The sequence below is a fragment of the Brevibacterium atlanticum genome (genome assembly GCF_011617245.1).
Taxonomy (GTDB): Bacteria; Actinomycetota; Actinomycetes; order Actinomycetales; family Brevibacteriaceae; genus Brevibacterium; species Brevibacterium atlanticum.
The window spans coordinates 4,099,268-4,125,918 of the sequence record NZ_CP050152.1 but is presented as its reverse complement, the minus strand read 5'-3'; the positions used below and the strand labels follow the sequence as shown (position 1 = coordinate 4,125,918).

The window sequence follows — 26,651 nt, the reverse complement described above, 5'->3', positions numbered from 1 at the left end:
TGTCCTTGTGTTCAGTTGGGATGGAGCGATGAGGAGGGATGGGTCGGCTCAGGGGTCGATGTCGCGCGCGTGCGGCCGTGGATCTGGCGGGCGAAGAGGATGATGACGGGGATGATGTAGACGATCCAGCCGATCGTCTGCAGCACCGTGGGTTGGACGTTGACCTGGAAGATCGCCTGGCCGAGGACGTAGAGCCAGTAGATCGGCGACCCCGGGCCGGGCAGGGATGAGCTGAAGTCCCAGGTGTGATTCATGATCCCCGGCAGGACGCCGGCTTCCTGGAGGTCGCCGATGCCGTAGGCGAAGATGCCGGCGGCGACGAGGATGAGGAAGTAGCCGGTGACGGAGAAGAAGAGCTTCATGTTGATGCGCCTGGATCCGCGGTAGATGATCCAGCCGAGGACGACCGCGAGGACGAGGCCCGTGATGACTCCTGCGGTCGTGGCGAGCACGCTGTTCTCGACCGACGAGCGCACCGTCGCCCAGATGAACAGCGCTGTCTCCGCGCCTTCACGGCCGACTGCCAGCACGGCCAGTCCGACGATGCCCCAGCCGGAGGAGCGTTTGGTCAACGAGGCGGCCATCGACGATTCGAGTTCGCCCTTGAGCTGGCGGGAGTGCTTGCCCATCCAGAAGATCATCCCGGTCACGAGGGCGACGGTGACGATCGACAGGGAGCCGCCGATGATCTCCTGCGCCTGGAACGTCAGCGTCTTCGGACCCCAGGTCAGCGCCGCGCCGATCGACAGTGGGATGAGCGCTGCCACGCCCACACCGAGCCAGAGCTTCGGCAGCACATCGCGGCGATCGGTCTTGACCAGATAGCCGACGAGGATCCCGATGACCAGGGTGGCCTCGAGTCCCTCTCGCAGCGCGATGAGGAGATTCGCAAGGAACATGCGACCTTCTTCTGTCTGTCCGCCGAGGTGGCAGCACAGCGGTCGCCTCGGTGCTTCACCGGAGACAAGGGGGATCCGGTGGAGAAATGGATGAGTACGAATTTAGCCTTACCTAAGGTCAGGCGAAAATAAGTGTACATCCCATCGCGGGGTGCGCAAGGTCACGGGCATGCCTCGATTGTCCGGGCGGGGCAGCAGCGCGAGGGACCGAAACCGGCCGGCCGAGGGCCGGTCGGTGCCGTCCGGACTCAGGCCTCGCTGAGGTCGCTGATGAGCGCGTCGATGAAGGTTTCGCAGGCAGCGATCTGTTCGAGCTCGATGAACTCGTCGGGTGCATGAGCCTGGGCGATGTCTCCGGGCCCGCAGACGACGGTCGGGATGCCGGCCTCGGAGAACAGACCCGCCTCGGTGCCGTAGGTGACCTTGTCATCGGTGGCGATGCCGCCCCAGTTCGCGGCGAGTGCCACGATGTCGGCATCGGCAGGGGTCTCGCAGCCGGGGGCGGTGGACTCGATCGTGAAGTCGACCCCGGCGGTCTCGTTCTCGGCGGCCATGGCGCGGCCCAGGCGCTCGGCCTCGTCGCGGAAACGGGTGATGAGGGCTTCGCGATCAACGGAACTGAGCGAGCGGAACTCGAACTGCACGGTCGCCTCGGCGGGGATCGTATTCACGGCGATTCCGCCCTTGAAGGTGTTCGCCGTGACCGAGGTGTAGGGCACGACGTAGGCCTCGTCGAAGGGCCCTTCGGTGCGGAATTCGGCGGCAACGGCGTGGACGAAGGCGACGAATTCGGAGGCGTAGGCGATGGCGTTGACACCTTCGGTCGTGAGCGAGGAGTGCGCAGCGACGCCGTGGAAGTCGACGCGGAAGACGCTGATCGACTTGTGGCCGCGGATGACGCGCATGCTCGAGGGCTCACCGACGACGCAGCCGCGGGGCGCGAGTTCGGCGTCGGTGATGGCCTTGACGAGGTCGATGGCGCCGACGCACCCGATCTCCTCGTCGTAGGAGAACGCGAAGTGGATGGGCTCGCGCAGCTTCGCGGAGGTGAGCGCTTCGAGGCGGGAGAGGATGACACCGACGAAGGACTTCATGTCCGCGCTGCCGCGGGCGTAGTACTTGCCGTCGCGGATCTCCGGCGCGAACGGTTCGGACGACCAGTCCTGGCCGTCGACGGGAACGACGTCGGTGTGTCCGGACAGGACGATGCCGCCGGTGGTGGTGCCGTCGGCGGCGGGGATCGTGGCGAGGAGGTTCGCCTTCGTGCCTTCGGCGTTCGGGATGCGCTGGAAGCTGATGCCGGCGGCTTGGAGGCGGGCCTCGACGTGCTCGATGAGCGGCAGGTTCGTGTCCCGGCTCGTCGTGTCGAAGGTGATGAGATCGGTGATCTCGGCGATGGTGGCCTCGGCCGGTTGTGCTGGCACGACTGCTCCTGACTCTCGGATGCTGATGGCGTCGATCCGGTCGGTGCGCTGCTGCGTTCGTTGAGGGCTCGGGTGACCCCGGGGCTCTTCGGGGCCGTGGACTCCGTAGAGGAATCATGCGTGGTCCCCGTGCGCAGGACAGCGGTGACCAGACGCTTCCCACTCTACGGGGCTGGTTCCGGCGGCGGTGGACCGGCCCGATCAGTGGGACGGCTGGGCGAGGATGAGCAGGGCGTCGTTGCGCGCTTCGAGGCCGCCGGCTGGGATTTCGGCGTTCATCTCTTCCCGCATGACTGCTCGCTTGACCGGATCCATCGTCAGTTGAGCCGAATGTGTGAACACCATCGACAGCCAGTCGTGCCGCGAATAGTGCAGGTCTTCGGTGAAAGTGGACTTCCGTGGGATGAACTTCATGGCGCGCAGTTGGGCGAGTGCCGGGTGCTCGATCGGTTCGAAATTGTCCGGCGTCGTCGCCGCCGAAGTCCCGTCAGAACCGTGGTTCGCTGCAGATCCTGCGCTCGCCGCAGTGCCGAGGCTCGCTGTGGTTCCCTCGGCATGGAAGCGTGCGGTGATCGCGTCGAGTCGGTTCCGCAGCTCTCCGAGCGGTTCGATATCGTTCCAGGCCAGAGCCAGTCTCCCGCCCGGTTCGAGCAGGCCTCGGATCTTCGGCAGAGCGACCATCGGGTCGACCCAGTGGTAGGACTGGCCGAAGCTGACGAGGTCGAAAATGCGGCCGCGCGCATTCCAGTCTTCGAACGAGGAGACTTCGACCTTGAGCCCTTTGGACCGGGCAATGGCGGCCATCTCTTCGTCGGGTTCGACCGCCACGATCTCGGCCCCGGCATCCCTGAGTTGGACGGCGAGGATGCCCGTGCCCGAGCCGACATCGAGGACGCGCGGAACACGTGAACCGGCCCCCGCCTCGGCGGCGTTGATCATGGCCGAGATGAGCGCGGCAGGATATTTCGGTCGGTAGGCGTCGTAGTCCGTGGCCACCTCGCCGAAGGATTCCGCCCGCTCACGATCCTCGAAGTACTCCATCCACCGAGCCTACCGTTGACGCGGGTATTCTCGCGGCTCTCGCGAGCCGGAGTCGATCGTCAGACCTCTTGGGTGGGCAGGTGGGCTCATCTCCTACAGGTAGCGGCACAGCCACCCGGTGCACCGGGGCGTTGTGTCGCCAACGGTGCCCGATGATGCTTGCGGGTGGAAGTGACGGCAGCGGTGGTGGACGCCTGATTGCGCTGCAGCGGATCTCGCGGCCGGACGGCACGCCTCCCGGACGGCACGCTGAATTCCCAGCCGAGAATGCGCCGGCGGATGCAGGTCGAGCGGCGTGGTTTCGCTAGAGTCGATGACAAGTGACAAGGGGGAACGATGTCGATCGAGAATGCACCATCCGTGCCGCGCTTCGGTGCGGGCGGCGACACCGGCGGTCCGGCCGAGCTGACGCCGGAGGATCAAGAGCGCGCTCGCGGGCTGAAGAAGATGCGCACTCTCGCGCTGTCGCTGCTCATCCTCGCCACGCTCATCTTCCTCTCCACCCACCTCTTCACCGACAACACCGGCGTGTGGGGCTTTGTCTCCCGCGCCTCGGAAGCGGCGATGATCGGCGCGATCGCCGACTGGTTCGCCGTCACCGCGCTCTTCCGCCACCCGCTCGGCCTGCCGATCCCGCACACCGCGATCATCCCCCGCAAGAAGGACACCCTCGGGGCGAGCCTGTCGGCCTTCGTCGCTGCGAACTTCCTCCACGCCGAGGCGGTGTCGACGAAGATCCGATCCGCCGAGGTGTCCCACCGTGCCGGCCGGTGGCTGGCCAAACCCGGCAACCGGGACATCGTCGTCGACCGTGCCGCAGGAGGGCTCGAGTATGTGCTCGCCCGCATCGACGATGACTCGATCAAGGCTCTGACCAGGAACGTCATCATCCCTCGACTCGTTGCGACGCGGAAGACTCCGGTGTTGGCGCAGCTGCTGCGTCAGATCGTCCTCGACGGAGCTCACCATCGACTCGTCGACCTCGTCGTCACCGAGGCGTACGCGTGGCTGCAGGACAATCCTCAGGTCATCGACGAGATCGTGCACAATCGGGCACCGTCGTGGGTGCCGGACTTCGTCAACGAACAGCTGGCGAACCGTCTGCAGCGCGAAGTGCTCGGCTGGGTCGCCGATGTCCGCGACAACGAATACCACAAGGCCCGGCAGGCCCTCGATGCCTGGCTCGTCGATCTCTCCGACGACCTCGAGTCCGATTCGTCGCTGTCAGAGCGAGCCGAAACCATCATCAATGATCTGCTCAGCCAGGACGGCGTCGTCGACTCGGTGCTCGAGATCTGGACCTCCCTCAAACAGCTGCTGCGGGAGGCCATCATCGACGAAGGCGGTGAGGTCCGATCCCGGATCTGGCAGCTCATCGGCGAATTCGCCGACCGCCTGCAGTCGGATTCGGACTTCTCCCGGCGTATCGACGACCGGATCGCGACGACGGCCGGTGACCTCGCCGAGAGCTTCGGTCCCGAGATCGCCAGCGTCATCTCCGACACCATCGAACGCTGGGATGCGAAGGAAGCCGCTGAGCGCATCGAACTCTACGTCGGCCGCGACCTCCAGTACATCCGCATCAACGGCACCGTCATCGGCGCTCTCGTCGGTCTCCTCCTCCACACCGTCATCGTGCTCCTGCCGGGGTGACAGCCGTGTCCGCGCGATCGGGCACACCCGCCGGCCGCCTCGGCGATCATCCGCTCATCACTGACCAGAAACGTCCTGGTGGATGAGCTGGATGAGGTTGCCGACCGTGTCGTCGAGCACTGCCGTGGTCATCGGTCCCATCGTCGTGGGAGCCTGCGTGAACGTCACTCCGGCGGCGACGAGGCGGTCGTATTCGGCTTGGACGTCGTCGACGGCGAACTGATTCATCGGGATCCCGTCGGCCACGAGCGCCTCGGTGAAGGGAACTACCGCCGGGTGAGAGTTGGGCTCCAGCACGATCTCAACCCCGTCGGGGTCCTCGGGTGAGACCACGGTCAGCCAGCGGGCGCCGCCCAAGTCGATATCGTGCTTGAGTACGAAGCCGAGCTTCTCGGTGTAGAAGTCCAAGGCCTTCTGCTGATCGGTGACGAAGATGGATGTCCAGTTGACCTTCATGATGGCTCCTCTGTTTTGGTGGACTCCGGGCGCACGCCCTCGGACGTGGTCGACGACGATTGAGGTGCATCCTGCGGCCAGCGATCGGCGATCGCAGCCAGTGGGGTGGGATCGATCTGGTGATACTTGAAGCGACCCTCTTTCCTCGATCTGACCAATCCGGCGGATTCGAGAGTCTCGAGGTGCTGTGACACCGCCTGCCTCGTCAGTCCGAGGCCGTGCTTGTTGGTCAGGCGCGCGCAGATCTCGAACAGTGTCTGGTCGTCCCGTTCGCAGAGTTCGTCGAGGATCGTGCGCCGCGTCGGATCAGCGATGGCACGGTAGATGTCAACCACACTCACGACAATAGGCAAGTATATGCTTGCCTGTCAATAGGGCGGCCGCTGCCGGCGGACACCCGAATCGGTTTTCCATCAACAGGGGTTGGGTTTTCCTTCCCTCACTCGTGGGCTGACTTCATGGCTCGCGCAGACGCGGCGAGAAAACATGGAGACATGACTTCTTCACCGATTGCTGCACAGCACCCTGCCCGCCAGAACCCCGCCATCATCACCGCCGGCAACGTCACGAAACACTTCAACCAGACGTATGCGCTCGCGGGCGTCGACCTCACCATCGGCCTCGGCGAATCCCTGGCGATCATGGGACCCTCCGGTTCGGGCAAGACCACCCTCCTGCACTGCCTGGCCGGCATCATCAGCCCCGACAGCGGCCGCATCGCCCTCTCCGCCACCGACCGCAGCGCCGCCGCGGACATCACCGGGCTCAAGGAATCCGGTCGCACCGCTCTGCGCCGTGAGGTCTTCGGCTTCGTCTTCCAGCAGGGTCTGCTTCTGCCCGAACTCACCGCCGTCGACAACGTCGCGCTCGCCGCCATGCTCGCCGGCATGAACCGCGCCGATGCCACCCGACATGCCCACGCATGGCTCGACCGCCTCGGACTGGCCGAGCACCTCAACAAGCGGATCGGCCAGCTCTCCGGCGGTCAGGCCCAGCGAGTGGCCATCGCCCGTGCCCAGGTCACCCAGCCCGTCGTCACCTTCGCCGACGAACCCACCGGGGCGCTGGACTCCCACACGTCGGCCGAGGTGCTCACCGAGCTGCTGGGATCGACGACCGGTCGCGGCTCCACCCTCGTCGTCGTCACCCACGACGAGAACGTCGCCGCCCGCTGCTCCCGAGTCGTCCGGCTCGCCGACGGCCGCATCGTCGCCGACTCCGCGATGCAGGAAGCCGCGCACTGATGAACGTCCTTCCCCTCCTCGTGTCTCGACAATCCCTGACCTCGACGACAGCGAAGCTCGTGGGCATTGCGTTCTTCGCCTGCTCGACGATCTTCCTCACCGTCGCCGGCGGCGCCTGGGCATTCACCGACCGCCCCGCAGTCTCCGGATACTCCGAGATCGCCGACCTCTACCGATTGCTCGCGATCTTCGCCACCGTGTTCCTCATCGTTCCCGCCGTCAGCCTCGGAGTCGCCTCGGCGAAATTGAGTGCCCGCCGACAGGACGAACGCCTCTCCACCCTGTCCCTGCTCGGCGCCGGACGCGGCACGATCCGCCTCATCGCCGTCGCCGAACCCGTCATCCCCGCCGCGATCGGCATCATCGCCGGCATCGGGGGCTACCTGCTGGTCTCCTGGCCGCTGAGCTTCATCACCTTCACCGGTGTGCCGCTGGGATATTCGGCACTGCTCATGCCGGCCTGGCTGCTCGCAGCCGTCGTGACCGGACTCGTCCTCATCTGCCTGCTCGCCTCACTGCTGGGACTGCGCAAGATCACGGTGTCCCCGCTGGGCGTGCGCACCCGCGCCCTCGAACGTCGATTCCCGCTCTTCCGCGTGATCACGGCGATCCTGCTCGTCCTCGTCGTGGCCATCGCCGCCTATGTCTCCACAAAGATGGAACTGTCGATGACGGCCACCATCGTCTCGAGCATCGCCACGACCGGTCTCGCCCTCCTGCTCATCAGCGTCCTCGGGGTGCTGTGCATCCGCATCCACGCGGCAATCGCGGGCAAGACCGCCCGCGGTCCCGCCTCGGTGATCGCCGCCGGAATGGTCGCCGACGCCCCCGGTCAGTACTGGCGCCGGGTCGCGGGGCTGGCGATGATCACATTCATCGCCGTCGTCGGCGGGACCGGGACGGCGATGATGCGCAGCGGTCAGAGCAATCTCACCGCGGAAGAGCGGGCCATCATGGGTCCCTACCAGTACCTCGGCGACGATATCTTCACCGGACTCATCCTCACCCTGGCCATCGCGTTCATCCTCGTCATCGTCTCCGCCACGATCAATCAGGCGGCCGACATCCTCGACCGGGCCGACACCTACCGCGAGCTCCACGCCGCCGGGATGCCGCAGACGATGATGCACCGCGTCACCGTGCGGGCCGTGATGTCGCCGATCCTGCTCGTCACCGTGGTCTCCCTGCTGCTTGGCGGAGCACTCGCCGCTCTTATGGCTTCGGTCGGCGACCTCGGCGATCCGCTCACCATCGGCACCGTCGCCATCGTCGTCGTGGCCGGGGTGGCGATGGTGTGGCTGGGTCTGCAGTTCACCCGTCCTCTCGTCCGCCGAGTCACCGCGGTGCCGGCCTGAAAGGAGCACTCATGTCCACCTCACTTCGCACCGTTCCCCTCGTCCTCGGCCGCAGATCACTGACCTCGGCGAGCTCCCTCCTCGTGGTCGCCGCGTTCTTCGCCTGCGCCACACTGTTCCTCACGGTCGCCGCCGGGGCATGGATGTTCTTCCAGATCCCGCCGAGCACCGACTCCGCCGAGGCGGGCATGGACATCATGTACAAGACCCTCGCCGCACTGGCTACCGTCCTCCTCGTCATCCCCGCGTCCACCCTGGCGTCGGCCTCGGCCACACTGTCGGCCCGTCGGCAGGACGAACGACTGTCGACGATGTCACTGCTCGGTGCCAAGCAGTCGCAGATCACGGCGCTCGCGGTGGCCGAACCGCTCCTGCCGGCCCTGGTCGGGATCGTCCTCGGCGTGGTCGGCTACCTGGGCCTGGCGCTGCCGGTCAGCCTCATCCACTTCATGGGCGAGCCGATCGGCTACGGCAACATGCTCATGCCGGTCTGGCTCATCCTCGTCGTGGTCGTCTTCCTCGTCCTCGTCTGCGCGGGTTCGGCGCTGCTCGGCCTGCGGAAGGTCGCAGTGTCCCCGCTGGGAGTGCGGACGAAGAGCCTCGAGCGGAAGTTCCCGCTGGGCCGCGTCATCGTCGCGATCGCCGCCGTCATCGCCCTGCCCATCGTCTTCGCGCTCACGAAAGCCGGCCTGGGCGTCGGCTTCGTCCTCGGCGTGACCGTCGGTTTCCTCGCACTCGGACTCGTCGTCGTCGACCTCGTCGGCGGTCTGCTCATCCGCTGGTTCGCCCATCTCAGCGGCCGGCGCGCGGCCACCCCCGATCGACTCATCGCCGCCCGACTCGTCTCCGACGAACCGAAGAGGTTCTGGCGGCGGGTCTCCGGCCTGGCGATGGCGGCCTTCATCGCCGCCGTCTGCGGGTCCGGAGTCGCCCTGTCCCAACTCGGCATCGACACTGCCGAGGACTCGGAAGTGGGAGTGAGCGAGGCCGAGAACCATCTCTTCCACGACATGTTCACCGGGGTGCTGCTCGTCATGGGCATCGCGATCGTGCTCATCGCGGTCTCGGCGGTGATCAACCAGGTCGCCGACATCTACGACCGAGCCGACACCTTCGCCGACCTCTATGCCGCCGGAGCCGATCCGACGCTCATGCACCGAGCCCTGGTGCGGGCGGTCATGTCCCCGGCGATCTGGGTTTCGCTCGTGGCCGGCGGGCTCGGACTGCTGCTCGTGTTCCCGCTGGCAGGCGCGGCGCTCGTCTTCAAGCCGGTCACGTTCCTCACGATCCTCCTCACCGTGGCCGTGGGCATCGCCATCATCCGCGGCGGTCTGCAGCTGACGAAGCCGATCCTGCGGTCCGTGGCCATCGCCGGGCGGGCGCGGGACTGAGGATCCCACCCCATCGACGAGGCGGCTCACCGGGTTTCGGTGGGCCGCCTCGGTGACGGGGTCCGTTGGAAACCATGGGGATTTCCGTGTCATGGCCGCAACCTACGATGGTCGGTGAAGGGTCGATGGGACCCTCGCCCGGTCTCCGGGTACAGTTGGAGCGCACCACCTGCGGGTGGGCGTCTGCAATGCTGTGAGGAAGAGGACGACGAGTGAGCAACGACCAGGGGTATGACGGTCTGAGGACCCCTCCGCAGGACGTCGAGGCCGAGCAGAGCGTACTCGGTGCGATGCTTTTGTCGAAGGACGCCATCGCCGACTGCGTCGAGACGATGAAGGGCGATGACTTCTACAAGCCCGCTCACGAAACCATCTACGAAGCCGTGCTCGACCTCTACTCCCGAGGCGAACCCGCCGACTCGGTGACGGTGGCGAACTATCTGACGAAGACCGGCGACCTCGCCCGCGTCGGCGGTGCCGCCTACCTGCACACGCTCATCTCCTCCGTGCCGACCGCAGCCAACGCCGGCTACTATGCCGCGATCGTCAGCGAACAGGCCGTGCTGCGTCGCCTCGTCGAAGCCGGCACGCGCATCGTGCAGATGGGCTACGACGCCGAAGGCGACACCGACGACGTCGTGAACTCCGCGCAGGCGGAGATCTACAAGGTCACCGAACGCCATACGACCGAGGACTACGTCATCCTCTCCGACATCCTCGGCGAGGTGGCCCAGGAGATCGAACGCAACGGCAACACCGACAGTCAGACCGCGGGTGTGCCCACCGGCTTCACCGAGTTCGACAACCTCACCAACGGTCTGCACCCGGGTACGATGATCGTCATCGCCGCCCGACCCGGTGTCGGCAAGTCGACGCTGGCGCTCGACTTCATCCGGTCGGCGGCGATCCACAACAATGCGGCCGCCGTGTTCTTCTCACTCGAGATGGGCAAGAACGAGCTCGTCATGCGTCTGCTCTCGGCGGAGTCGGAGATCCCGCTGCAGAATCTGCGCCGCGGCGAACTCAGCCCGCACGATTGGACCACCCTGGCCGCGACCGAGGCTCGGATCAACGGTGCTCCGCTGTTCGTCGACGATTCGCCGAACATGGCGCTGACCGAGATCCGTGCGAAGTGCCGCAGGCTCAAGCAGCAGCACGATCTGCAGATGGTCTGCGTCGACTATCTGCAGCTGATGTCCTCGGGCAAGCGTGTCGAATCGCGTCAGCAGGAGGTCTCGGAGTTCTCCCGTTCGCTCAAGCTGCTGGCCAAGGAGCTCGAGGTCCCGGTCATCGCGCTGTCCCAGCTCAACCGTGGCAGCGAGCAGCGCACCGACAAACGACCGATGATCTCGGATCTGCGTGAGTCCGGTTCGATCGAGCAGGACGCCGATATGGTCCTCCTCATCCACCGTGAGGACATGTACGACAAGGAACACGAACGCGCCGGTGAGGCCGACATCATCGTCGCCAAGCACCGTGCCGGTCCGACGATGGACATCCCCGTGGCGTTCCAGGGTGCGAAGTCCCGCTTCGTCAACATGCCGCAGTGATGAGCACCGATCAGATGAAAGGCAAGGTGAGACGAGGCAGTCGGAACCCCCTGACGATCATCATCGTCGGCGCCGTCTTCGTCGTCTGCCTCGCCGGGCTCTTCGCCCTCGCGTACTTCTTCCCGTCGGCACAGCTCATCACGTTCGTCATCGGCGTCTTCGTTCTCATCGGGATCGTCGGCGGAATGCGGGCGATCATGGGGAACTTCTGGGCCTATATATACACGACCCCGTTCGTCGCCTTCGCGCTGCTGGGGGTGATCATGCTCGGTGAGGACATGGCGCTGACCAAGGTCGGTGAGCCCACCGAGGTGGTCGTGCTCGAGGATCACCTCGAGCAGAAGACCGAGCGTGACAGCACGGGTTCGCATCAGGTCTACACGCACGAATACACACTCGAACGCACCGACGGCTCCCCGGTCGACGAGCAGATGATCTACCGCGGACGGAACGGCTATGACGGCTTCTCCGAAGGCGACACGATCACGGTGCTCATCGACCCCGACGGGGAGGCCCCGATCCAGCCGGCCGACGAGATCGACGTGGACGCCGATATCGGTATCACCGCGGTCGGCGTAGTCACCTCGGGGATCGTGTTCCTCATCTGCGGAATCGTCGTGCTGGTCAGGTGGACGCGAAGGCCAGCACAGATAGTTCGCTGATGCCCCCACCTGCAACGCGGCCTCCGGTGGCCGTCTCAGCGGCAGCCTTCGTCTCGAGCTTCGACCGGTTCGCGGTCAGTCCCCTGCTCGTCCTCGTCGCCGCTGGTCTCGGAGCCACACTGACACAGAGTCTGTCGGTCGCGAGTCTGTACTACCTCGCCTACGGCATCAGCCAACCTCTCTGGGGTGCCCTGTCCGACCGATTCGGGCGGATCCGACTGATGCGGCTGACGCTGTTCGCCGCCGCTCTGGCCGGGGCGGTCTCCGCCGTGGCACCGAACCTCATCACACTCATCGTGGCGCGGGCGTTCGCCGGTGCCTTCTACGGGGCCGTCGTTCCTGCCTCGTTGACCTACGTCGGTGACACCGTGGCTGAAGAGCGTCGACAGCCCGCCCTGGCCGATCTCATGGCGGCGATCGCACTGGGCACCGCCTCGGCGACTGCGATCTCCGGCCTGCTCGCCGACTGGCTCGACTGGCGGATCGTCTTCGCCGTTCCCGCCGTCCTTGCCGTCCTCTGTTCCTTCGGTCTCATGCGACTGCGCGAGCACCGACCCGAGACCGGCAGCAGCATGCTCTCGACTCTCCGGTCTGCCCTCACCCACCGTTGGGTGCTCGTCGTCATCGGCCTCGCCTTCGTCGAAGGTGCGGCCGTCCTCGGGGTTCTCACCCTGCTCGCCCCGGCGCTGCAGTCCCAGGGGATCGGTGCCGGCGCGGCCGGGCTGGCCACCGCCGCCTACGGCCTCGGAGTGATCATCACCAGCCGTTTCGTCAGACCGCTGTCGGCCAGGATGTCCATGCCGCGCCTGATGACTCTCGGCGGCTGCGCGCCGATCATCGGCTATCTCGTGCTGACCATCCACATCTCGCTGGCCACCGTCTTCATCGCCGGTCTGCTGCTCGGCGCGACCTGGTCGTTCCTCCACTCCTCCCTGCAGACCTGGTCGACCTCGGTCCTCCCCCAGGCCAGAGGCACAGTGGTCGCGCTCTTCGCCGGATGTCTCTTCGCCGGCAGCGCCCTCGGAGCGGCGGTCGGCGGGCCGTTGGGCCACGGCGATCACTGGGGCGTCCTCTTCGGCTCGTCGGCACTCGTCATGGCCGTCCTCACAGCCACCGCCGTCCTCAGCCGCCGAGCCTACGAACGACGATGACGCACCTACCATGGCAGGTATGGACACCACGCCCAATGACCTGCTCGTGCTGCTCGCCGTCTCCCGCACCGCGAAGTTCACGACGGCCGCGCACAACCTCGGGCTGACCCACACGACGGTCTCGCGCCGCATCACCGCCTTGGAGAAGTCTCTCGGAGGGCGGGTGCTCGCCCGCTCCGCAGACGGCTGGGAGCTGACGGAGCTCGGGCAGAGGGCCGTCGCCGTGGCCGAACAGATGGAGGCCGCGGTCGCCGACCTCGGACACACGGGACAGGGACCGGACGCGGTCACCGGAGTCGTACGGATGACCGCCACCGACGGGTTCAGCGCCTACATCGCCTCTCCGGCGGCGGCCCAGCTGCGCCGTCGACATCCGGGACTGAGCGTCGAGATCGTCACCGTCACCCGGCAGGCCCTGCAGCAACGCTCGGGACTCGACATCGAAGTCGTCGTCGGCGAACCCCGCGTCCATCGTGCGGAGGCGATGAAGCTCGGCGACTACGTGCTCGGCCTCTACGCCTCACGCGAGTATCTGGAGGCAAACGGCACCCCGACCTCGGTGGACGAATTGGATGACCACCGCCTCGTCTACTTCGTCGACTCCATGCTCCAGGTCGATGACCTCGATGCGCCGAGGCGGCTCTTCCCGACCATGAAAGATGCCCTGACCTCGACGAACGTCTTCGTCCATGTGGAGGCCACCCGTGCCGGTGCCGGCATCGGATTCCTGCCGTGTTTCATGGCCGACCTGCACCCGGACCTCGTGCGCCTCTTCCCCGACACTGTGGCTGAACGTCTGCCATATTGGATGGTGCTGCGGCCCGACTCGATGCGTCGACCCGCTATCGCCGCGCTCGTGCAGGCGCTGAAGGATCAGATGCTCGTTCACCACAATGCCCTCGAAGGACGAGCCGGAGGCAGAATATGAGTATGGATCAGCTCCGCAGCGACATCGGCGATGAACTGGCCGGACGACGCATCGTGCTCACCGCTCAGCGGCGAGCAGAACAGCTCGCCTCCGCTCTCGAACGGCACGGAGCGCAGATCGTGCACGCTCCGACCCTGTCCGTCATTCCGCACATCGACGACCCTGAACTCGCCGCCCGTACCGGGGACCTCATCGACCACAGGCCCGACACCGTCGTGGTCACGACCGGCGTCGGATTCACCGGCTGGGGCGAGGTCGCCGAGGCTGCGGGCATGCGCGACGAGTGGCACGCGATGCTCCGAGAAGCACGGATCGTCGTTCGCGGCCCGAAAGCCCGAGGTGCGGTCCAGGCGGCCGGTCTGACGGTCGACTGGGTCGCCGAGTCCGAGACCAGCGCCGAGATCGAACAGGTGCTCCTGGCCGAAGGCGTCAACGGCCAGCGGATCGCGGTGCAGCACCACGGCGCCGGAGCCGACGGACTCGATGGGGCCTTCGCCGCGGCAGGCGCCGACGTCCGCTCACTCGTCATCTACCGCTGGGGCCCGGCGCCCGATCCGGAAGCCGTGGTCGATGCGGTCAACCTCGTTGCGCAGCGCAGATGCGACGCCGTGGCCTTCACCTCGGCGCCCGGAGCCGCCGCCTTCCTCGCCGTGGCCGAGGAGCAGAGTCTGCTGCCCGCAGTGATCGAGGCGTTCAACAACGGTGTGCTGGCGGCGGCCGTCGGCAATGTCACCGCCGCGCCGCTGTGGGACCGTGGGATCAGAACCGTGATCCCGGAGCGGTTCCGCCTCGGCGCCCTCGCCCGAATCCTCGTCAGTGAACTCAGCGTTTCGGCAAGGGCAGGACAGTGAGTGCCGAACTGGGAGGTAGGTTCGGTGAGGATCACAGCCTCATCGAGAACACCTCGTGGATCGGGGAGGCATGCCGCAGTGACGGGTCTCGTCGCATGCCGAGCTTCTCGGCCACCCGCTGGGACGGCCGATTGTCCCGGTGGATCACCGCGACGAGAAGCGGCCCGAGTCCGAGCCTGCGTGCATGATCACGGCAGGCCAGAGCCGCCTCGGTGGCAAAGCCCTTCCCCTGAGCCGCAGCCGTCACGTGATACCCGACCTCGAGATGAGGAGTCCCGTTCACGGTCTGCCAGGTGAGACCGCAGTCGCCGACGAACTCGCCGTCATGGGTCTCGACCGCCCACAGCCCGAAACCGTGCTCCGCGTAATTGCGCACATTCCATTCGATCCACGCAGCCGCCTCGTCGCGGCCCTTGGGCGCCGGATAGAACTCCATGACTGACGGATCGCCGAGCAGTGCGGCCATGTCGTCGAGGTCGGTCAGCGACATCTCGCGGAACTTCAGACGAAGCGTCCGGGGAGGGTGCATAGACGTCAGGCTACCCTGTGGCCCTAGGCTGGGACGAGAGACGAAGGGACAGTGATGACACGAATCATGCAGGTCAGCGACAGTCTGGTGATCAGGGCGGATGCCGCCGCGCTGTGGGAGCAGGTGGCCGATCCGACGCAGATGCCGCGGTGGAGCCCGGAGAACACTGGAGCCAGCACATTCTCAGCCGCGGGGCCCCTGCACGCGGGTGACGTCTTCGAGGGCACGAACCGTCGCGGACCGGCGACGTGGGTGACCGAATCCGTCGTCACCGACTCGACGCCCGGGAAGCGCTTCGCCTTCACGGTGCGTCGGATCGGTCCCCGCTCGCCGAGCATCGAAGGCGCGAACGCGAGCTGGACGTATGAGTTCGAGGACCTCGGTGGGGCGACGCGAGTGACCGAGACGTGGACCGATGACCGCCGGAAGTGGCCCGACGCTCTTGCCTGGGTCTTCGACCACATCGTCACACGTGGGCGGAGCTTCGCCGACTTTCAGCGCCTGAACATCCGCCGGACACTCACAGCAATGAAGGATGACTTCGAACGCGAAGGATGACGTCGAACGGCGGTGACGCGGCCGAAACCCCGGCGAAACATGTGCTCGCTACCCTGATCGCATGACAGAGACGGCACAGCGCACAGCGACGGCATCGCACACCGAGAGCCCCACCGGCCACGTCGAGGGCATGAACTTCTACACCCGCAAATGGGTCCGGCCCGAGGACCTCAACGCCAACGGCTCGCTCTTCGGCGGCAGTCTGCTGCGCTGGATCGACGAGGAGGCTGCGATCTATGCGATCATCCAGCTCGGCAACCACCGCGTCGTGACGAAGCTGATCTCCGAGATCAACTTCCAGGCCTCGGCACGAGAAGGCGACCTCATCGAGATGGGGCTCATCGCCACCCACTTCGGGCGCACCTCGCTGACGATGACGGCCAGGGTGCGCAATATGATCACCCGCAAGTCCATCCTCACCATCGAGAAGATCGTCTTTGTCGGAGTCGATGAGGACGGCACACCGGTTCCCCACGGCTATTCGACGATCACCTACGACCGCGATCGGATGCCCCACCCACATGCGGAGCAGCTGCCGGAGTAGTTGCCGGAGACGCGGAAAGGGTGTGCAGCGGCCTCCTGAGAACTACGCGATGCCGAAGGAGTTGGTGAGAGCCTCGGCGAGGGGTGCCACATCAGGGTATCCCTCGATGGCGCAATCGGCTCTAGCCTGGAAGGCATGGACAACCGTGCCGAGGTTCGCGAATTCCTCATGTCGCGCCGAGCGAAGATCACGCCTGAGCGGGTGGGTCTGCCCGCTGGCGGGGCCCGCAGAGTTCCGGGACTGCGACGCAGCGAGGTGGCAGCCCTCGCCGGCCTGAGTGTGGAGTACTACGCAAAGCTCGAACGAGGGGCGATCGGCGGAGCTTCCGCCTCTGTGCTCGACGCTCTCGCCACCGCGCTGATGCTCGACGATACCGAGCGCAGTCACCTCGTCGATCTGGCCCGAGCCGCCGACGGCATCCCCGCCTCGGGCAGGCGCCGGCGTCCGGTCTCAGCGGCGAAGCCACCTCATGAGACCCTCTACTGGGTGCTCGACTCGATCAGGGACGCTGTCGCGTTCGTGCGCAACGATGCGCAGGACATCGTGGCGATCAAGGAACTCGGCCGCGCCTTCTACTCGCCGATCATCGGCGACGGGGGACGCACCCCGAACCTCGCGAGATTCCAGTTCCTCGATCCGGCTTCGCGCGACTTCTACCCCGATTGGGAGATCTTCGCCCAGATGTGCGTGGGAATCATTCGCAACGCCGCCGGGAAGGACCCGCACGACCGGGCGATCCAAGACCTCGTCGGCGAACTCTCCACCCAGTCCGAGACATTCCGCGAACTGTGGGCGGCCCATGATGTGCGCACGCATGGGTCGGGCACGAAGCGCTTCAACCACCCTGTCGTCGGCGAACTCAACCTCGCCTACGAGGAATTGAGCGTGACCGCCGAATCAGGACTGGCTCTCTATATCTACACGGCCGAACCCGGTTCGGACTCCTATCAGCGACTTCAGCTGCTGGCCTCGTGGAGCACCACGCCGGCTCCGGCGACCTCCTCAGCGAGCGATTCACTTACCGACGAAAGGAACTGACCATGCGTGGAATCATCATGCACGGACCCGGCGATGTGCGGGTCGAGGATCGACCCGATCCCGAGATCCAAGAGCCCACCGACGCCATCATCCGCATCGTGGCCGCCTGCGTCTGCGGATCCGACCTCTGGCCCTATCGCGGCGCGGACACACCTGACGGTCTGCTTATGGGGCACGAATACGTCGGCATCGTCGAGGAGGTCGGCGGTGAGGTCCGCACTGTGAAGCCCGGAGACTTCGTCGTCGGATCATTCGTCATCTCCGACAATACCTGCCCGATCTGCGCCGCCGGCTATCAGTCGCGGTGCGTCAACGGGACATTCGTGGACGGAAGCATCGGCACTCAGGCCGAATTCGCTCGCATCCCCTTCGCCGACGGCACGTTGGTCGCCACTCCGGGTCAACCCGATGACGACCTCATCCCCTCGCTGCTCGCCGCCTCCGATGTGCTGGGCACCGGGTGGTTCGCAGCCGATGCCGCCGAGGCGGGGCCCGGGAAGTCAGTCGCCGTCATCGGCGATGGCGCCGTCGGTCTCATGGGTGTTCTCGCTGCGAAGCAGATGGGTGCGGAGACGATCATCGCGATGAGTCGGCACGCGGATCGGCAGAATCTTGCCAGGGATTTCGGTGCCACTCACATCGTGGAGGAGCGCAGCGACGACGGTGTGTCCAAGATCAAGGAGCTCACCGGCGGACTCGGAGTCGACAGCGCCATCGAAGCGGTCGGCTCTCAGGAGTCGATGATGCAGGCGATCCGCTCGACCCGCCCCGGCGGGCACGTCGGCTATGTCGGAGTCTCACATGATGTCGAGCTGCCCGGGGGAGAACTGTTCTTCGGACTCGTGCATCTGCACGGCGGACCGGCACCGGTACGCCGATTCCTGCCTGACCTCATCGACCTCATCTGGAACAGGAGAATCGAGCCGGGGAAGGTCTTCGACAAGGCGATGAGTCTCGACGACGCCGCGGCCGCGTATGCGGCGATGGACAGCCGCGAAGCCATCAAGGTTCTGCTGCGACCCTGAAACCATCATTGCCGAGCACAGGAAAGGTGACACCGTGGACACAGCTGATCTACTGAACGCGCTCAATGCCGGAGAGACGATCACGGGCGGCTCGCCCCTGCATGAGGTGATGCACCGCAGCAGTCAGAGAGCTCTGCGGATCACGGCCGAGATCAACGGTGAGTATCACGAACCTGATGAGGTTCGGGCCCTGTTGGCGGAGCTGACCGGTCGGCCGATCGATAAGTCCGTGATGCTGTTCCCGCCGTTTCGCACAGACTTCGGGCAGAACATCACCATCGGTCAGCGGGTGTTCATCAATTCCGGGTGCAGCTTCCAAGACCAGGGCGGCATCACGATCGGTGATGACTCCCTCATCGGGCACAACACCGTCCTCGCCACCCTCAACCACGGAATGGAACCGGACCGTCGCGCCGATATGCACCCGGACCCCATCGTCATCGGCCGCAATGTCTGGATCGGGTCGAATGTGACGGTCCTGCCGGGGATCACCATCGGCGACGATGCGGTCGTCGCCGCGGCAGCAGTGGTGACCCGGGATGTTCCCGCCGGCACCGTCGTGGTCGGATCACCGGCACACGTCGTGCGCACCGTGGGTGAGTGACAGGCGTCAGCCGCCGAGGTAGGCCAGTGCGCCGATGGCCTGCGCCTTCGTCGCGATCTCGAGGGTCGGATCGATCTCGGGTGCGAAGAACGGCGAATGGTTGGCCGGAACGTCCGTGAGCACGGTTCCCGCCTCCTCGGCGTCTTTGTACTTCTCGGCATCGAAGGAGCCGACGAACCAGTAGGCGTAGGGGATGCCGAAGGCGGTGGGCAGTTCGCTGAAGTCCTCCGAGGCGGTCGCTGGAGTGGCGGGCTGCACCACCTCGTCGCCGAAGTAGCCGGTGAGCGCCTCAGTGACGGTGTCGTTGACGGCCTCACTGTTGTCCGTCAGTGGGAACTGGTCGAAGTATTCGAAGGTCGGTTCCTTCGGCGATCCGGCCGCTTCGCATTCGCCGCGGACGATGCGTTCGATCGAGTCGATCACGCGCTGCCGGACCGCGGTGTCGTAGGTGCGCACATTGAGCAGGAGTTCGGCCCGGTCGGGAATGATGTTCGACTTCGAACCCGCATTCGAGGCACCGACGGTGACGACGGCGAACTCGCCCGGTTCGGTCTCCCGCGAGACGATCGTCTGCAGTCGGAGCACGATCGAGGCCGCGAGCACGACCGGATCGACCGACAGGTGCGGCATCGACCCGTGCGCGCCACGGCCGAAGACCGTGATCTTCACCGAATCGCCGGCCGACATCACCGGGCCCGAGGCGGTGAAGATTCGCCCCGCGGGCATCGGCATGACGTGCTGAGCAAGGGCGACATCGGGTTTCGGCACCGCCGTTGTCAGGCCGTCGTCGATCATCGCCTTCGCGCCGGCCGCGTTCTCCTCGGCCGGCTGGAAGAGTGCGATATAGGTGCCCGACCAGGCGTTTCGGTTCTCGTTGAGGAGCCTCACGGCACCGAGGAGGGCAGTCGCGTGCATATCGTGTCCGCAGGCGTGCATGACCCCCTCGACGGTGGATGCGTAATCGAGTCCGGTGTCCCCGATGCGTTTGACCTCGAGTCCCAGGTCGGTGAGTTCGGACTCGATGCGCTCGGCGGTCTGATGCTCCTCGAGGCTGAGCTCCGGATGCTGGTGGAAGTGCCTGTAGAGATCACGCTGCCACGCGAGCTGTGAGTCGATGCTGTCCAGGAATTCCGGTGTCGTCATCACTTCTCCTCGCTCGTGTGCCGCCCGGGCAGTCCGGATGCGGACGATACTCACGCTACCAGCGTGGATTCGAATGCGTCAGGCGTCAGCCGAATGCGTTAAGAAGGACTCGACTCGAGCAGCCCGAGATCTTCAAGCTCCCGGCGCAGCGACTGTGCGTCCGTGAACACGTGACCGATGAAGCCGAGTTGCCTGGCCGCCTCGATGTTCGCCGGCAGGTCATCGACGAACAGGGTCTTGGCGGGGTCGAGATCGAAGCGCTCGAGCAGCAGTTCGAAGATCGCCGGATCGGGTTTGATGAGCTTCTCCCGTCCGGAGACTATAACGTCTTCGAGTTCGTCGATGGCCGGGGCGACGGCGGGCGCATGGTGGAAGGTTTCGGCCGCCCAGTTCGAGAGCCCGAGGAGCCGGGCTCCCGAGTCCTTGAGTTCGGCGACGACCTCGGCCATGCCCTCGATCGGACCGGTCAGCGAATCCTCGAAGCGCTCGTAGTAGCGGGAGACGATCTCACCGTGTCGCTCATCGACCGCGGCCGCGCGAGCGATCACCTCGGCGACGGGGACGCCGCTGTCCGAGGCGGTGTTGAGGGCCGCGAAATCGGCCTCCTCGGCGAAGGCGCGCCACTGCTCTGCACTCATCCGGTCAGCGAGCGGGCCGGTCTGGTCCCATCCGATGAGCACGTTTCCGAGATCGAAGACGACGGTCGTGGGTTTCTGGTCGGTGGACTGCGGCATCGCGGGTCTCCTTCGGTGAGGATTCGGCTTCGGACTCCTACGCTACAGAACATCGTGGCCCTCGCGGATGATGTTCGTGGCACATGACATCATCGGACCATTGTGGAATCGTCAGTGCTCGCCTAGGTTGGAGTCATGATCGGCTACGCGCCACTGCAGATCCGGGTGACGACGCCCCGACTCGAGCTCGTCGGTGCCGGTGATGACATGCTTGCGGCGCTCGCCCCGCTGGTGCGCGACGGCAAGGTCTTCGCCGAGCCCGCCCCCTATGACGACCCGATGTCCTTCTACGAATCGGACCCCACCGCACGAGTCAACAAGTGGCTGCAGAGCGTGTGGCGCGGCCGCGGCCGATTCTCGCGCTCCGAGTTCAGACTGGCCTTCGCCGTCCTCGTCGACGGTGAGGCCGTGGGCATGCAGGACCTCATCGCGGAGAAGTTCGACACGTGCGGCACGGTGCTCTCGTTCTCCTGGCTCTCGACCGATGTGCGCGGGCGTGGGCTGGGCACCGAGATGCGCAGCGCCATGCTCCACCTCGCCTTCGCCGGGCTCGGCGCCCGAGAAGCCGCCTCCGATGCCTTCGTCGACAACATCGGGTCGAACCGCGTCTCCGAGGCGCTCGGGTACGAACACAACGGAGTCGAATGGGACATCCGCCGAGGCGAACCCGGGCTGATCCAGCGATGGAGACTCACCCGTGAGGCGTGGGAGACGAGGCGGCGCGACGACATCGGACTCAGCGGTGTCGAGGACTTCCTCGAGCTGCTCGAACACAGCTGAATCAGGATCGGATCGCCGCGGTCGCAACCGGTGAGGCCCGCTCTGCGCCGAGCACTCGGTCCGCGACACAGAAACGGCGATCCTCCGCCCAGCAGCCGACCGGGTCCGGGGATACCGGATCGGACGGTTGTCCGGGCGAAGGATCGCCGGTGTTGCTCAGAGGTCTCGATTGAGACCCGCAAAGTCTCTAGGAGAGACTCTCAGGGAGTCTCAGAGGCCGCGGACGCGAGTCGCCTGCAGGCCCTTGGAGCCCATCTCCGAGTCGAACTCGACGTTCTGACCCTCGGTGAGCTCGCGGTAGCCGGTGGCCTCGATCGCGGAGAAGTGGGTGAACACGTCAGCCGAACCGTCGTCAGGCTGGATGAATCCGAAACCCTTTTCCGCGTTGAACCATTTCACGGTACCTGTTGCCATAATCTTTGTATCCTTATTTTTTAACTGAAGACCGCTGGTGCGGTCGTGATGGTCGAATCCATTGCTGGATCCGGCTTTCCCGCTGGATGGACTGAGTCTTGGACGCAGGTCCAGCGAAAAACTGTGGGTGAACCGGGACCTCGGATTCCGATGCGGTCGTGAGTGCTCTGGAGAGAGTTCTCTGTCTCGGACGAAATCGTGGGGATGCTCGGTTTCGATCATGCACTCGAAAGTGCTGGACGGAAGTCGCCAGGTGACTGAGCGTCAGACGACTGAGATGGGAAATATGAAAATCATGAGGGGCGCGGAAGGCAGACACGCGCCGACGGGCAAACACATGGTGCCGAGCTGAACCTACCTGCTCTGTGAGGCACCACCTGCTCCGCACGATGCTGTGCGAGAACTCTTCAAGCCTAACAGAAAGTTCGGCGGTCGTCGGCACAGACGGTGTTCACAAGCGCGATCGCCGTCGAGAGATGGCACACAGTGACGCAGAATCGCTGAGAAGCTCGACCCTCCGTGTCTAAGATTGTATGCAAAACGTTTTGCATACAATCTGCCACTATCCCCAACGCAGGAGCCGCCCAAACCGTGGACAACCGAGACGCACCTCTGACCATCGGACCCCGACGTCGCCGGCGTCTGGCCGCGAAGTACCGCAGGCGACGGACCTTCGTGGCGGTGGCAGCGATCCTCGTCATCGCGGCTCCGCTGACGATCGCGATCGTGGTGCACAACCTCGGCGCGAACATCTCCTCCTCGGCTCTGCGCGCCCATGATGGTACCGATGTTCCCGAGAAGCTCACCGACGAGACCAATGTGCTCATCATCGGCTCCGACACCAGGGATCTCGCGTCGGCACAGGACGACTCGGGGGCCGCCTCGGCGTCGGGATACGGCAGCGCCGAGGGAGCGCGCAGCGATGCGATGATCCTCGCCCACATCGCCGCCGACGGCAGCCGCATCGACGCCGTCCAGATCCCGCGTGACACGATCATGGACATTCCCGCCTGCGACGACACCGGCCACGGGGCCACGCAGGCCGTGCACGGGATGATCAACTCCGCACTCAACGGCGGACCGGCATGCTCGGTCTCGGCGGCCGAATCACTCACCGGCGTGCGCGTCGACCACTTCATCAACGTCGACTTCGACGGGTTCGCCGCGATCGTCGACGCGCTCGACGGGATCACCGTCGACCTCGACGAACCGCTGAAGGACCCGAAGGCGAACCTCGACCTGCCTGCCGGCGAGCAGACGATCGGGGGAACCGATGCGCTCGCCCTGGCCCGCACCCGGCACGCCGTCGGCGACGGCAGCGACATCTCCCGCATGGGCAACCAGCAGATGGTCATGAACGCCATCATCGACCGGGCCAAGAGCAGCCACGTGCTCACCCGCCCCGACCGCCTCTACTCCTTCCTCGACGCCGTGACCTCCTCGCTCGAGGTCGACGAGGACCTCGACTCGGTCTCGTCGCTGGCCTCGCTGGCTTCGACTGTTGCCGCGGTGCCCAAGGATGACATCACCTTCGACATCATGCCCTGGACCCCGGCCCCGGAAGACCCGAACCGTGTGGTCAAATCCGCACAGGCCGACGAGGTCTTCGCCGCCATCAACGCCGATAGGCCGATCACCGACCTCGTCGGGTGAGGGGTTCGGCCGGTGCGCCTCAGCGTGTGAGGCTCTCGAGATCATCGAGCAGTCCGGGCCGAGTCGGCGTCCACCCGAGAGCGGACCGAGTGTGCTGACTCGACGCCGGCTGGTCGGTGGCGAAGATCGGCCCGAGCGGACCGAAATTCTCCTCCGGCACAGTGCCCACCGGCAGTCCGAGTCGGCGGCCGAGCACCTCGGCGATGTCGATGACGCGCACCCCCTCGTCGGCGACGGCATGCCAGGATGTTCCACCTTCAGCGGACTCGAGTGCGAGCCGGAAGAGGGCCGCAGCATCCTGGGCGTGGACCGCGGGCCAGCGTTGGGTGCCATCGCCAGGGTAGCCGCAGATCCCTGATTCCTCCGCGAAGTTCGCGAGCAGGCCGGCGAAACCGCCCTCGCCGTCGGCGTGCACGGTTCGCGGCAGACGGATCGCCGAGGTGCGTACCCCCTGATCTCCGAACCGGAGAGCTCGGGTCACCGCGACGCTGCGCCCTCCGACGGGGCCGTCGGTCGGAAGCGGGTCCGCTTCGGTCGCGGTCCTGCCCGTCACAGCGGGTGTGCCTGCGACCATGACAAAGGGCTTGTCCGAGCCGATGAGGATTCTGCCGAGAGTGTCGATCGCCGAAGCTTCCTCCTCGACAGAGGCCGCCAGCGCTGCGGGTGAACTGAAATCGTTGCGGAAGGCAAGGTGGATGACACCGTCGGCCGCCTCTGCGGCCGAACGCAGGACATCGGCAGAGGAGAGGTCGCCACGGACCGCCGCCGCCCCGAGTTCCGCCGCCCGTTCGGCCGACGCATCGGACCGGGCGAGGATACTCGCGGAATGGCCGTTGGAGATGAGTTCTTTGGTGACCGCAGAACCGATCAGACCGGTGCCGCCTGTGATGAATACGTGCATGGTGTCTCCTCGCCGAGTGATGGGACTGAGTCTTATCAGGGTACCACCGCGATGGGACTCAGTCCCGTCATCGATCGCGTGCTCACCCGTTGCTACGATGACGGCATGCCCCGTTGGACCCCGAATGCTCGCGATCGACTCGTCGTCGCTGCTCTCGACATGTTCGCCGAAAACGGCTTCGACGGTGTGACGGTCGCTGAGATCTCAGCGCGTGCAGGACTGACGAAGAGCACCTTCTTCCGCTATTTCCCCGACAAGCGAGAAGTCCTCGCGGCAGGCCAGGACGAAATGCTGCGACTCTTGGTCGACGGCATCTCTTCGGCTCCCGCCGAAGTCGGCCCACTCGAGGCGGTCCGCGCAGGACTCGACGAGGTCTCGTCGTCGATGACCCCGTTCCACCGCGAACTCGGTCCACGGATCCGCCGCGTGATCTCGGAGAACGTCGAACTGCAGGAACGAGACGCCGCAAAGCATCGTGCCCTCACCGACGGAATGGCATCGGCGCTGCAGGAGCGTGGAGTCGAGCGGCAGGTCGCGATCATCGCCGCTCACCTCGGCACCGTGGCGTTCGGTGAAGCCTACGCGGCGTGGATCGACGCCGGACCCCAGACCGACCTCAGCGAACTGGCTCACACCGCCCTCACCGACCTCGGGCGAGCGGCCGGTACGCTGGCGGACTGATCGGCCCTGCCCCGCCTCGGCGACCATAGACTGATCTCGTGTTGATCGCCGAGGTCCTGCCGCTGCTGCTGGGCATCGCCGTGCTCGTCGTCATCGCGGTGATCATCCTTCGCCTCGCCGAGGTGGGGCTCGGGTGGCTGCCCATCGTCGCGATCCTGCGTGCCGTCGTCCAGCTCGCCCTCGTCGCGCTCCTTCTCCACGGTGCCCTCAACGCGTGGTGGACCGTCGCCGCGTTCATCGCCCTCATGCTCACCACCGCCTCGGTGACCTCCCTGCGGCGCGCCCGGCAGTTGCCGCGCGGCCGCCTCGGCGCGGTCACCGGTGTCATCGTCGGATCCCTGACCACTCTGGGGCTCGTGCTGGTCCTCGGTCTCGTCGACCGGGAATTCGAGCGGGTCATCGCCATCGCCGGGATCGTCACCGGCACCTGCATGACCGTGGCGACCCTGTCGATGCGGCGCTTCGCCGCGAACCTGCGCACCGGATCCGGAGAGGTCGAGGCGTGGCTGTCCCTCGGCGCCAAGCCTCGGCAGGCGGTGGCGCGTCTGCGCAGCGAATCCATCAGAGAGGCGCTGCTGCCGAACCTCGATCAGACGAAGAACACCGGACTGGTCACGCTTCCCGGAGCCTTCGTCGGCGCCCTCTTCGGAGGTGCGTCACCGCTCGAGGCCGCCGAGTTCCAGATCGTCGTGCTCGGCTCGCTCATCCTCGCCGGAGCGATCACTGCGGTCCTCGGCACCCACATCGCCGCCGGTGCACGCGTTCTGCTTGCCCCGGAGCAGTGAAAGCCCGTCCTGTCTGCCCCCGAGCAGTGAAGTCGCGCGCGCCTCACGTACGCCAGTGATGCCCCTGTCCAGTGAGTATTCATGGTCGGCCCCTAGACTGGCGCCCATGTCTACGATCGAGATCACTCAGGACACCTTCGAATCGACCATCAACGACAACGAGATCATCCTCCTCGACTTCTGGGCCGATTGGTGCGGCCCATGCAAGCAGTTCGCTCCGGTCTACGAGAAGGCCTCCGAGGACAACCCCGACATCGTCTTCGGCAAGATCGACACCGAGGCCCAGCAGCAGCTGGCCGGACTCTTCGGAATCACCTCCATCCCCACCCTCGTCGCCTTCCGCCAGGGCATCGTCGTCTTCGCCCAGCCAGGCGCGCTCGCCGCACCCCAGCTCGAACAGGTCATCACCGCCGTCAAGGGACTCGATATGGACGAAGTCCGCGCGGAACTGGATAAGCAGGCCGCCGCCGAGGCTGCCGAGCCCGAAGGCACCGGCCCGGATTCGATCCCGGCCGACCCGGGCGTCGATAGGTGACCTCCACGAACCGGTGAGCGCCGAACTCGAGGACGCCGTCCTCTCCGTGCGCCGGGTCGGCTCCTGAGAGCAGGAGCCGACCCGGCTTTCTGCGTTCCTAGTCTGGTCGCCGAGACCCGGTC

At 65.9% G+C, this 26,651-nt stretch carries 29 protein-coding genes; 19 read left to right on the top strand and 10 right to left on the bottom strand.

Annotated features, from left to right (window positions below; genetic code table 11):
- Nucleotides 1-11: 11 nt before the first annotated feature.
- The 3 genes from efeU to GUY23_RS18315 all read right to left on the bottom strand — a co-directional run bounded on the left by efeU (nucleotide 12) and on the right by GUY23_RS18315 (nucleotide 3,364).
- Nucleotides 12-899: an iron uptake transporter permease EfeU gene (gene efeU / locus GUY23_RS18325; protein WP_166975298.1), complete on the bottom strand. Its 888-nt coding sequence runs from the start codon at nucleotides 897-899 to the stop codon at nucleotides 12-14.
- 248 nt (nucleotides 900-1,147) lie between these two features.
- Nucleotides 1,148-2,323 carry an acetylornithine deacetylase gene (gene argE / locus GUY23_RS18320; protein ID WP_228282563.1) on the bottom strand — a complete coding sequence of 392 codons (1,176 nt, stop codon included), beginning with the start codon at nucleotides 2,321-2,323 and terminating at the stop codon, nucleotides 1,148-1,150.
- Nucleotides 2,324-2,524: 201 nt separating this feature from the next.
- Nucleotides 2,525-3,364 (bottom strand): class I SAM-dependent methyltransferase, encoded by an 840-nt coding sequence (locus GUY23_RS18315; RefSeq protein WP_166975296.1) that lies wholly within the window; start codon nucleotides 3,362-3,364, stop codon nucleotides 2,525-2,527.
- A 336-nt stretch (nucleotides 3,365-3,700) separates the two neighbouring features.
- Between GUY23_RS18315 and GUY23_RS18310 the strand changes: the two genes are divergently transcribed.
- On the top strand, nucleotides 3,701-5,017 hold the full coding sequence (locus tag GUY23_RS18310; protein WP_166975293.1) for a DUF445 domain-containing protein: 1,317 nt from the start codon (nucleotides 3,701-3,703) through the stop codon (nucleotides 5,015-5,017).
- A gap of 57 nt (nucleotides 5,018-5,074) precedes the next feature.
- Here GUY23_RS18310 and GUY23_RS18305 read toward each other — a convergent pair whose 3' ends face one another.
- Together GUY23_RS18305 and GUY23_RS18300 are read right to left on the bottom strand one after the other, a co-directional pair.
- Nucleotides 5,075-5,473, bottom strand: a complete 399-nt coding sequence (locus tag GUY23_RS18305; RefSeq protein ID WP_166975290.1) for a VOC family protein — start codon at nucleotides 5,471-5,473, stop codon at nucleotides 5,075-5,077.
- Nucleotides 5,470-5,808: an ArsR/SmtB family transcription factor gene (locus GUY23_RS18300; protein ID WP_208085415.1), complete on the bottom strand. Its 339-nt coding sequence runs from the start codon at nucleotides 5,806-5,808 to the stop codon at nucleotides 5,470-5,472. Before GUY23_RS18300 ends, GUY23_RS18305 begins: the two co-directional genes overlap by 4 nt.
- A 159-nt stretch (nucleotides 5,809-5,967) precedes the next feature.
- Between GUY23_RS18300 and GUY23_RS18295 the strand changes: the two genes are divergently transcribed.
- From GUY23_RS18295 to GUY23_RS18260, 8 genes are all read left to right on the top strand, one after another.
- The gene (locus GUY23_RS18295) at nucleotides 5,968-6,717 is read left to right on the top strand and encodes an ABC transporter ATP-binding protein (RefSeq protein ID WP_166975286.1); all 750 of its coding nucleotides are present in this window, start codon (nucleotides 5,968-5,970) and stop codon (nucleotides 6,715-6,717) included.
- On the top strand, nucleotides 6,717-8,072 hold the full coding sequence (locus tag GUY23_RS18290) for an FtsX-like permease family protein (RefSeq protein WP_166975283.1): 1,356 nt from the start codon (nucleotides 6,717-6,719) through the stop codon (nucleotides 8,070-8,072). The genes GUY23_RS18295 and GUY23_RS18290 overlap by 1 nt, the downstream gene beginning before the upstream one ends.
- Nucleotides 8,073-8,083: 11 nt before the next feature.
- Nucleotides 8,084-9,463, top strand: a complete 1,380-nt coding sequence (locus tag GUY23_RS18285; RefSeq protein ID WP_166975280.1) for an FtsX-like permease family protein — start codon at nucleotides 8,084-8,086, stop codon at nucleotides 9,461-9,463.
- A gap of 212 nt (nucleotides 9,464-9,675) precedes the next feature.
- A complete protein-coding gene (dnaB, locus tag GUY23_RS18280) occupies nucleotides 9,676-11,013 on the top strand; it encodes a replicative DNA helicase (RefSeq protein ID WP_166975277.1) in 1,338 nt (445 codons plus the stop codon).
- On the top strand, nucleotides 11,013-11,675 hold the full coding sequence (locus tag GUY23_RS18275) for a hypothetical protein (protein ID WP_166975274.1): 663 nt from the start codon (nucleotides 11,013-11,015) through the stop codon (nucleotides 11,673-11,675). Before dnaB ends, GUY23_RS18275 begins: the two co-directional genes overlap by 1 nt.
- Nucleotides 11,675-12,826: an MFS transporter gene (locus GUY23_RS18270; RefSeq protein WP_166975271.1), complete on the top strand. Its 1,152-nt coding sequence runs from the start codon at nucleotides 11,675-11,677 to the stop codon at nucleotides 12,824-12,826. The genes GUY23_RS18275 and GUY23_RS18270 overlap by 1 nt, the downstream gene beginning before the upstream one ends.
- Before the next feature lie 19 nt (nucleotides 12,827-12,845).
- The gene (locus tag GUY23_RS18265; protein ID WP_166975268.1) at nucleotides 12,846-13,754 is read left to right on the top strand and encodes a LysR family transcriptional regulator; all 909 of its coding nucleotides are present in this window, start codon (nucleotides 12,846-12,848) and stop codon (nucleotides 13,752-13,754) included.
- A gap of 2 nt (nucleotides 13,755-13,756) precedes the next feature.
- A complete protein-coding gene (locus GUY23_RS18260) occupies nucleotides 13,757-14,605 on the top strand; it encodes a uroporphyrinogen-III synthase (protein ID WP_166975265.1) in 849 nt (282 codons plus the stop codon).
- Between the two features lie 31 nt (nucleotides 14,606-14,636).
- On the opposite strand, the gene GUY23_RS18255 is transcribed toward GUY23_RS18260, so the two are convergent.
- Entirely contained in the window at nucleotides 14,637-15,134 is a 498-nt protein-coding gene (locus GUY23_RS18255) for a GNAT family N-acetyltransferase (RefSeq protein ID WP_166975262.1), read from the bottom strand.
- Nucleotides 15,135-15,188: 54 nt separating this feature from the next.
- Between GUY23_RS18255 and GUY23_RS18250 the strand changes: the two genes are divergently transcribed.
- The 5 genes from GUY23_RS18250 to GUY23_RS18230 all read left to right on the top strand — a co-directional run bounded on the left by GUY23_RS18250 (nucleotide 15,189) and on the right by GUY23_RS18230 (nucleotide 18,903).
- Nucleotides 15,189-15,692, top strand: coding sequence for an SRPBCC family protein (locus GUY23_RS18250; protein WP_166975259.1), 504 nt, complete (start codon nucleotides 15,189-15,191; stop codon nucleotides 15,690-15,692).
- A gap of 130 nt (nucleotides 15,693-15,822) precedes the next feature.
- Nucleotides 15,823-16,236 (top strand): acyl-CoA thioesterase, encoded by a 414-nt coding sequence (locus GUY23_RS18245; RefSeq protein ID WP_166976432.1) that lies wholly within the window; start codon nucleotides 15,823-15,825, stop codon nucleotides 16,234-16,236.
- Nucleotides 16,237-16,371: 135 nt separating this feature from the next.
- Complete coding sequence (locus tag GUY23_RS18240; protein ID WP_166975256.1) at nucleotides 16,372-17,274, top strand: helix-turn-helix transcriptional regulator; 903 nt, start codon at nucleotides 16,372-16,374, stop codon at nucleotides 17,272-17,274.
- Nucleotides 17,275-17,276: 2 nt separating this feature from the next.
- The gene (locus GUY23_RS18235) at nucleotides 17,277-18,299 is read left to right on the top strand and encodes a zinc-dependent alcohol dehydrogenase family protein (RefSeq protein ID WP_166975253.1); all 1,023 of its coding nucleotides are present in this window, start codon (nucleotides 17,277-17,279) and stop codon (nucleotides 18,297-18,299) included.
- 34 nt (nucleotides 18,300-18,333) lie between these two features.
- A complete protein-coding gene (locus GUY23_RS18230; RefSeq protein WP_166975250.1) occupies nucleotides 18,334-18,903 on the top strand; it encodes a DapH/DapD/GlmU-related protein in 570 nt (189 codons plus the stop codon).
- Nucleotides 18,904-18,909: 6 nt separating this feature from the next.
- Here the strand turns inward: GUY23_RS18230 and GUY23_RS18225 are convergent, their stop codons facing one another.
- On the bottom strand, nucleotides 18,910-20,046 hold the full coding sequence (locus GUY23_RS18225) for an amidohydrolase (RefSeq protein ID WP_166975247.1): 1,137 nt from the start codon (nucleotides 20,044-20,046) through the stop codon (nucleotides 18,910-18,912).
- Nucleotides 20,047-20,144: 98 nt separating this feature from the next.
- Nucleotides 20,145-20,780 carry an HAD family hydrolase gene (locus GUY23_RS18220; RefSeq protein WP_166975244.1) on the bottom strand — a complete coding sequence of 212 codons (636 nt, stop codon included), beginning with the start codon at nucleotides 20,778-20,780 and terminating at the stop codon, nucleotides 20,145-20,147.
- Nucleotides 20,781-20,915: 135 nt separating this feature from the next.
- Between GUY23_RS18220 and GUY23_RS18215 the strand changes: the two genes are divergently transcribed.
- Nucleotides 20,916-21,560 (top strand): GNAT family N-acetyltransferase, encoded by a 645-nt coding sequence (locus tag GUY23_RS18215; RefSeq protein ID WP_166975241.1) that lies wholly within the window; start codon nucleotides 20,916-20,918, stop codon nucleotides 21,558-21,560.
- A 210-nt stretch (nucleotides 21,561-21,770) separates the two neighbouring features.
- Here GUY23_RS18215 and GUY23_RS18210 read toward each other — a convergent pair whose 3' ends face one another.
- Nucleotides 21,771-21,974, bottom strand: coding sequence for a cold-shock protein (locus tag GUY23_RS18210; RefSeq protein ID WP_025776564.1), 204 nt, complete (start codon nucleotides 21,972-21,974; stop codon nucleotides 21,771-21,773).
- A 591-nt stretch (nucleotides 21,975-22,565) separates the two neighbouring features.
- On the opposite strand from GUY23_RS18210, the gene GUY23_RS18205 reads away from it, so the two are divergent.
- On the top strand, nucleotides 22,566-23,627 hold the full coding sequence (locus tag GUY23_RS18205; RefSeq protein ID WP_228282561.1) for an LCP family protein: 1,062 nt from the start codon (nucleotides 22,566-22,568) through the stop codon (nucleotides 23,625-23,627).
- A gap of 19 nt (nucleotides 23,628-23,646) precedes the next feature.
- On the opposite strand, the gene GUY23_RS18200 is transcribed toward GUY23_RS18205, so the two are convergent.
- Complete coding sequence (locus GUY23_RS18200) at nucleotides 23,647-24,528, bottom strand: SDR family oxidoreductase (protein WP_166975238.1); 882 nt, start codon at nucleotides 24,526-24,528, stop codon at nucleotides 23,647-23,649.
- Nucleotides 24,529-24,579: 51 nt separating this feature from the next.
- On the opposite strand from GUY23_RS18200, the gene GUY23_RS18195 reads away from it, so the two are divergent.
- From GUY23_RS18195 to GUY23_RS18185, 3 genes are all read left to right on the top strand, one after another.
- The gene (locus tag GUY23_RS18195) at nucleotides 24,580-25,209 is read left to right on the top strand and encodes a TetR/AcrR family transcriptional regulator (RefSeq protein ID WP_208085413.1); all 630 of its coding nucleotides are present in this window, start codon (nucleotides 24,580-24,582) and stop codon (nucleotides 25,207-25,209) included.
- A gap of 38 nt (nucleotides 25,210-25,247) precedes the next feature.
- Complete coding sequence (locus GUY23_RS18190) at nucleotides 25,248-25,994, top strand: ABC transporter permease (RefSeq protein WP_208085411.1); 747 nt, start codon at nucleotides 25,248-25,250, stop codon at nucleotides 25,992-25,994.
- Nucleotides 25,995-26,100: 106 nt separating this feature from the next.
- Complete coding sequence (locus GUY23_RS18185; RefSeq protein ID WP_166975235.1) at nucleotides 26,101-26,529, top strand: thioredoxin family protein; 429 nt, start codon at nucleotides 26,101-26,103, stop codon at nucleotides 26,527-26,529.
- Nucleotides 26,530-26,651 lie beyond the last annotated feature (122 nt).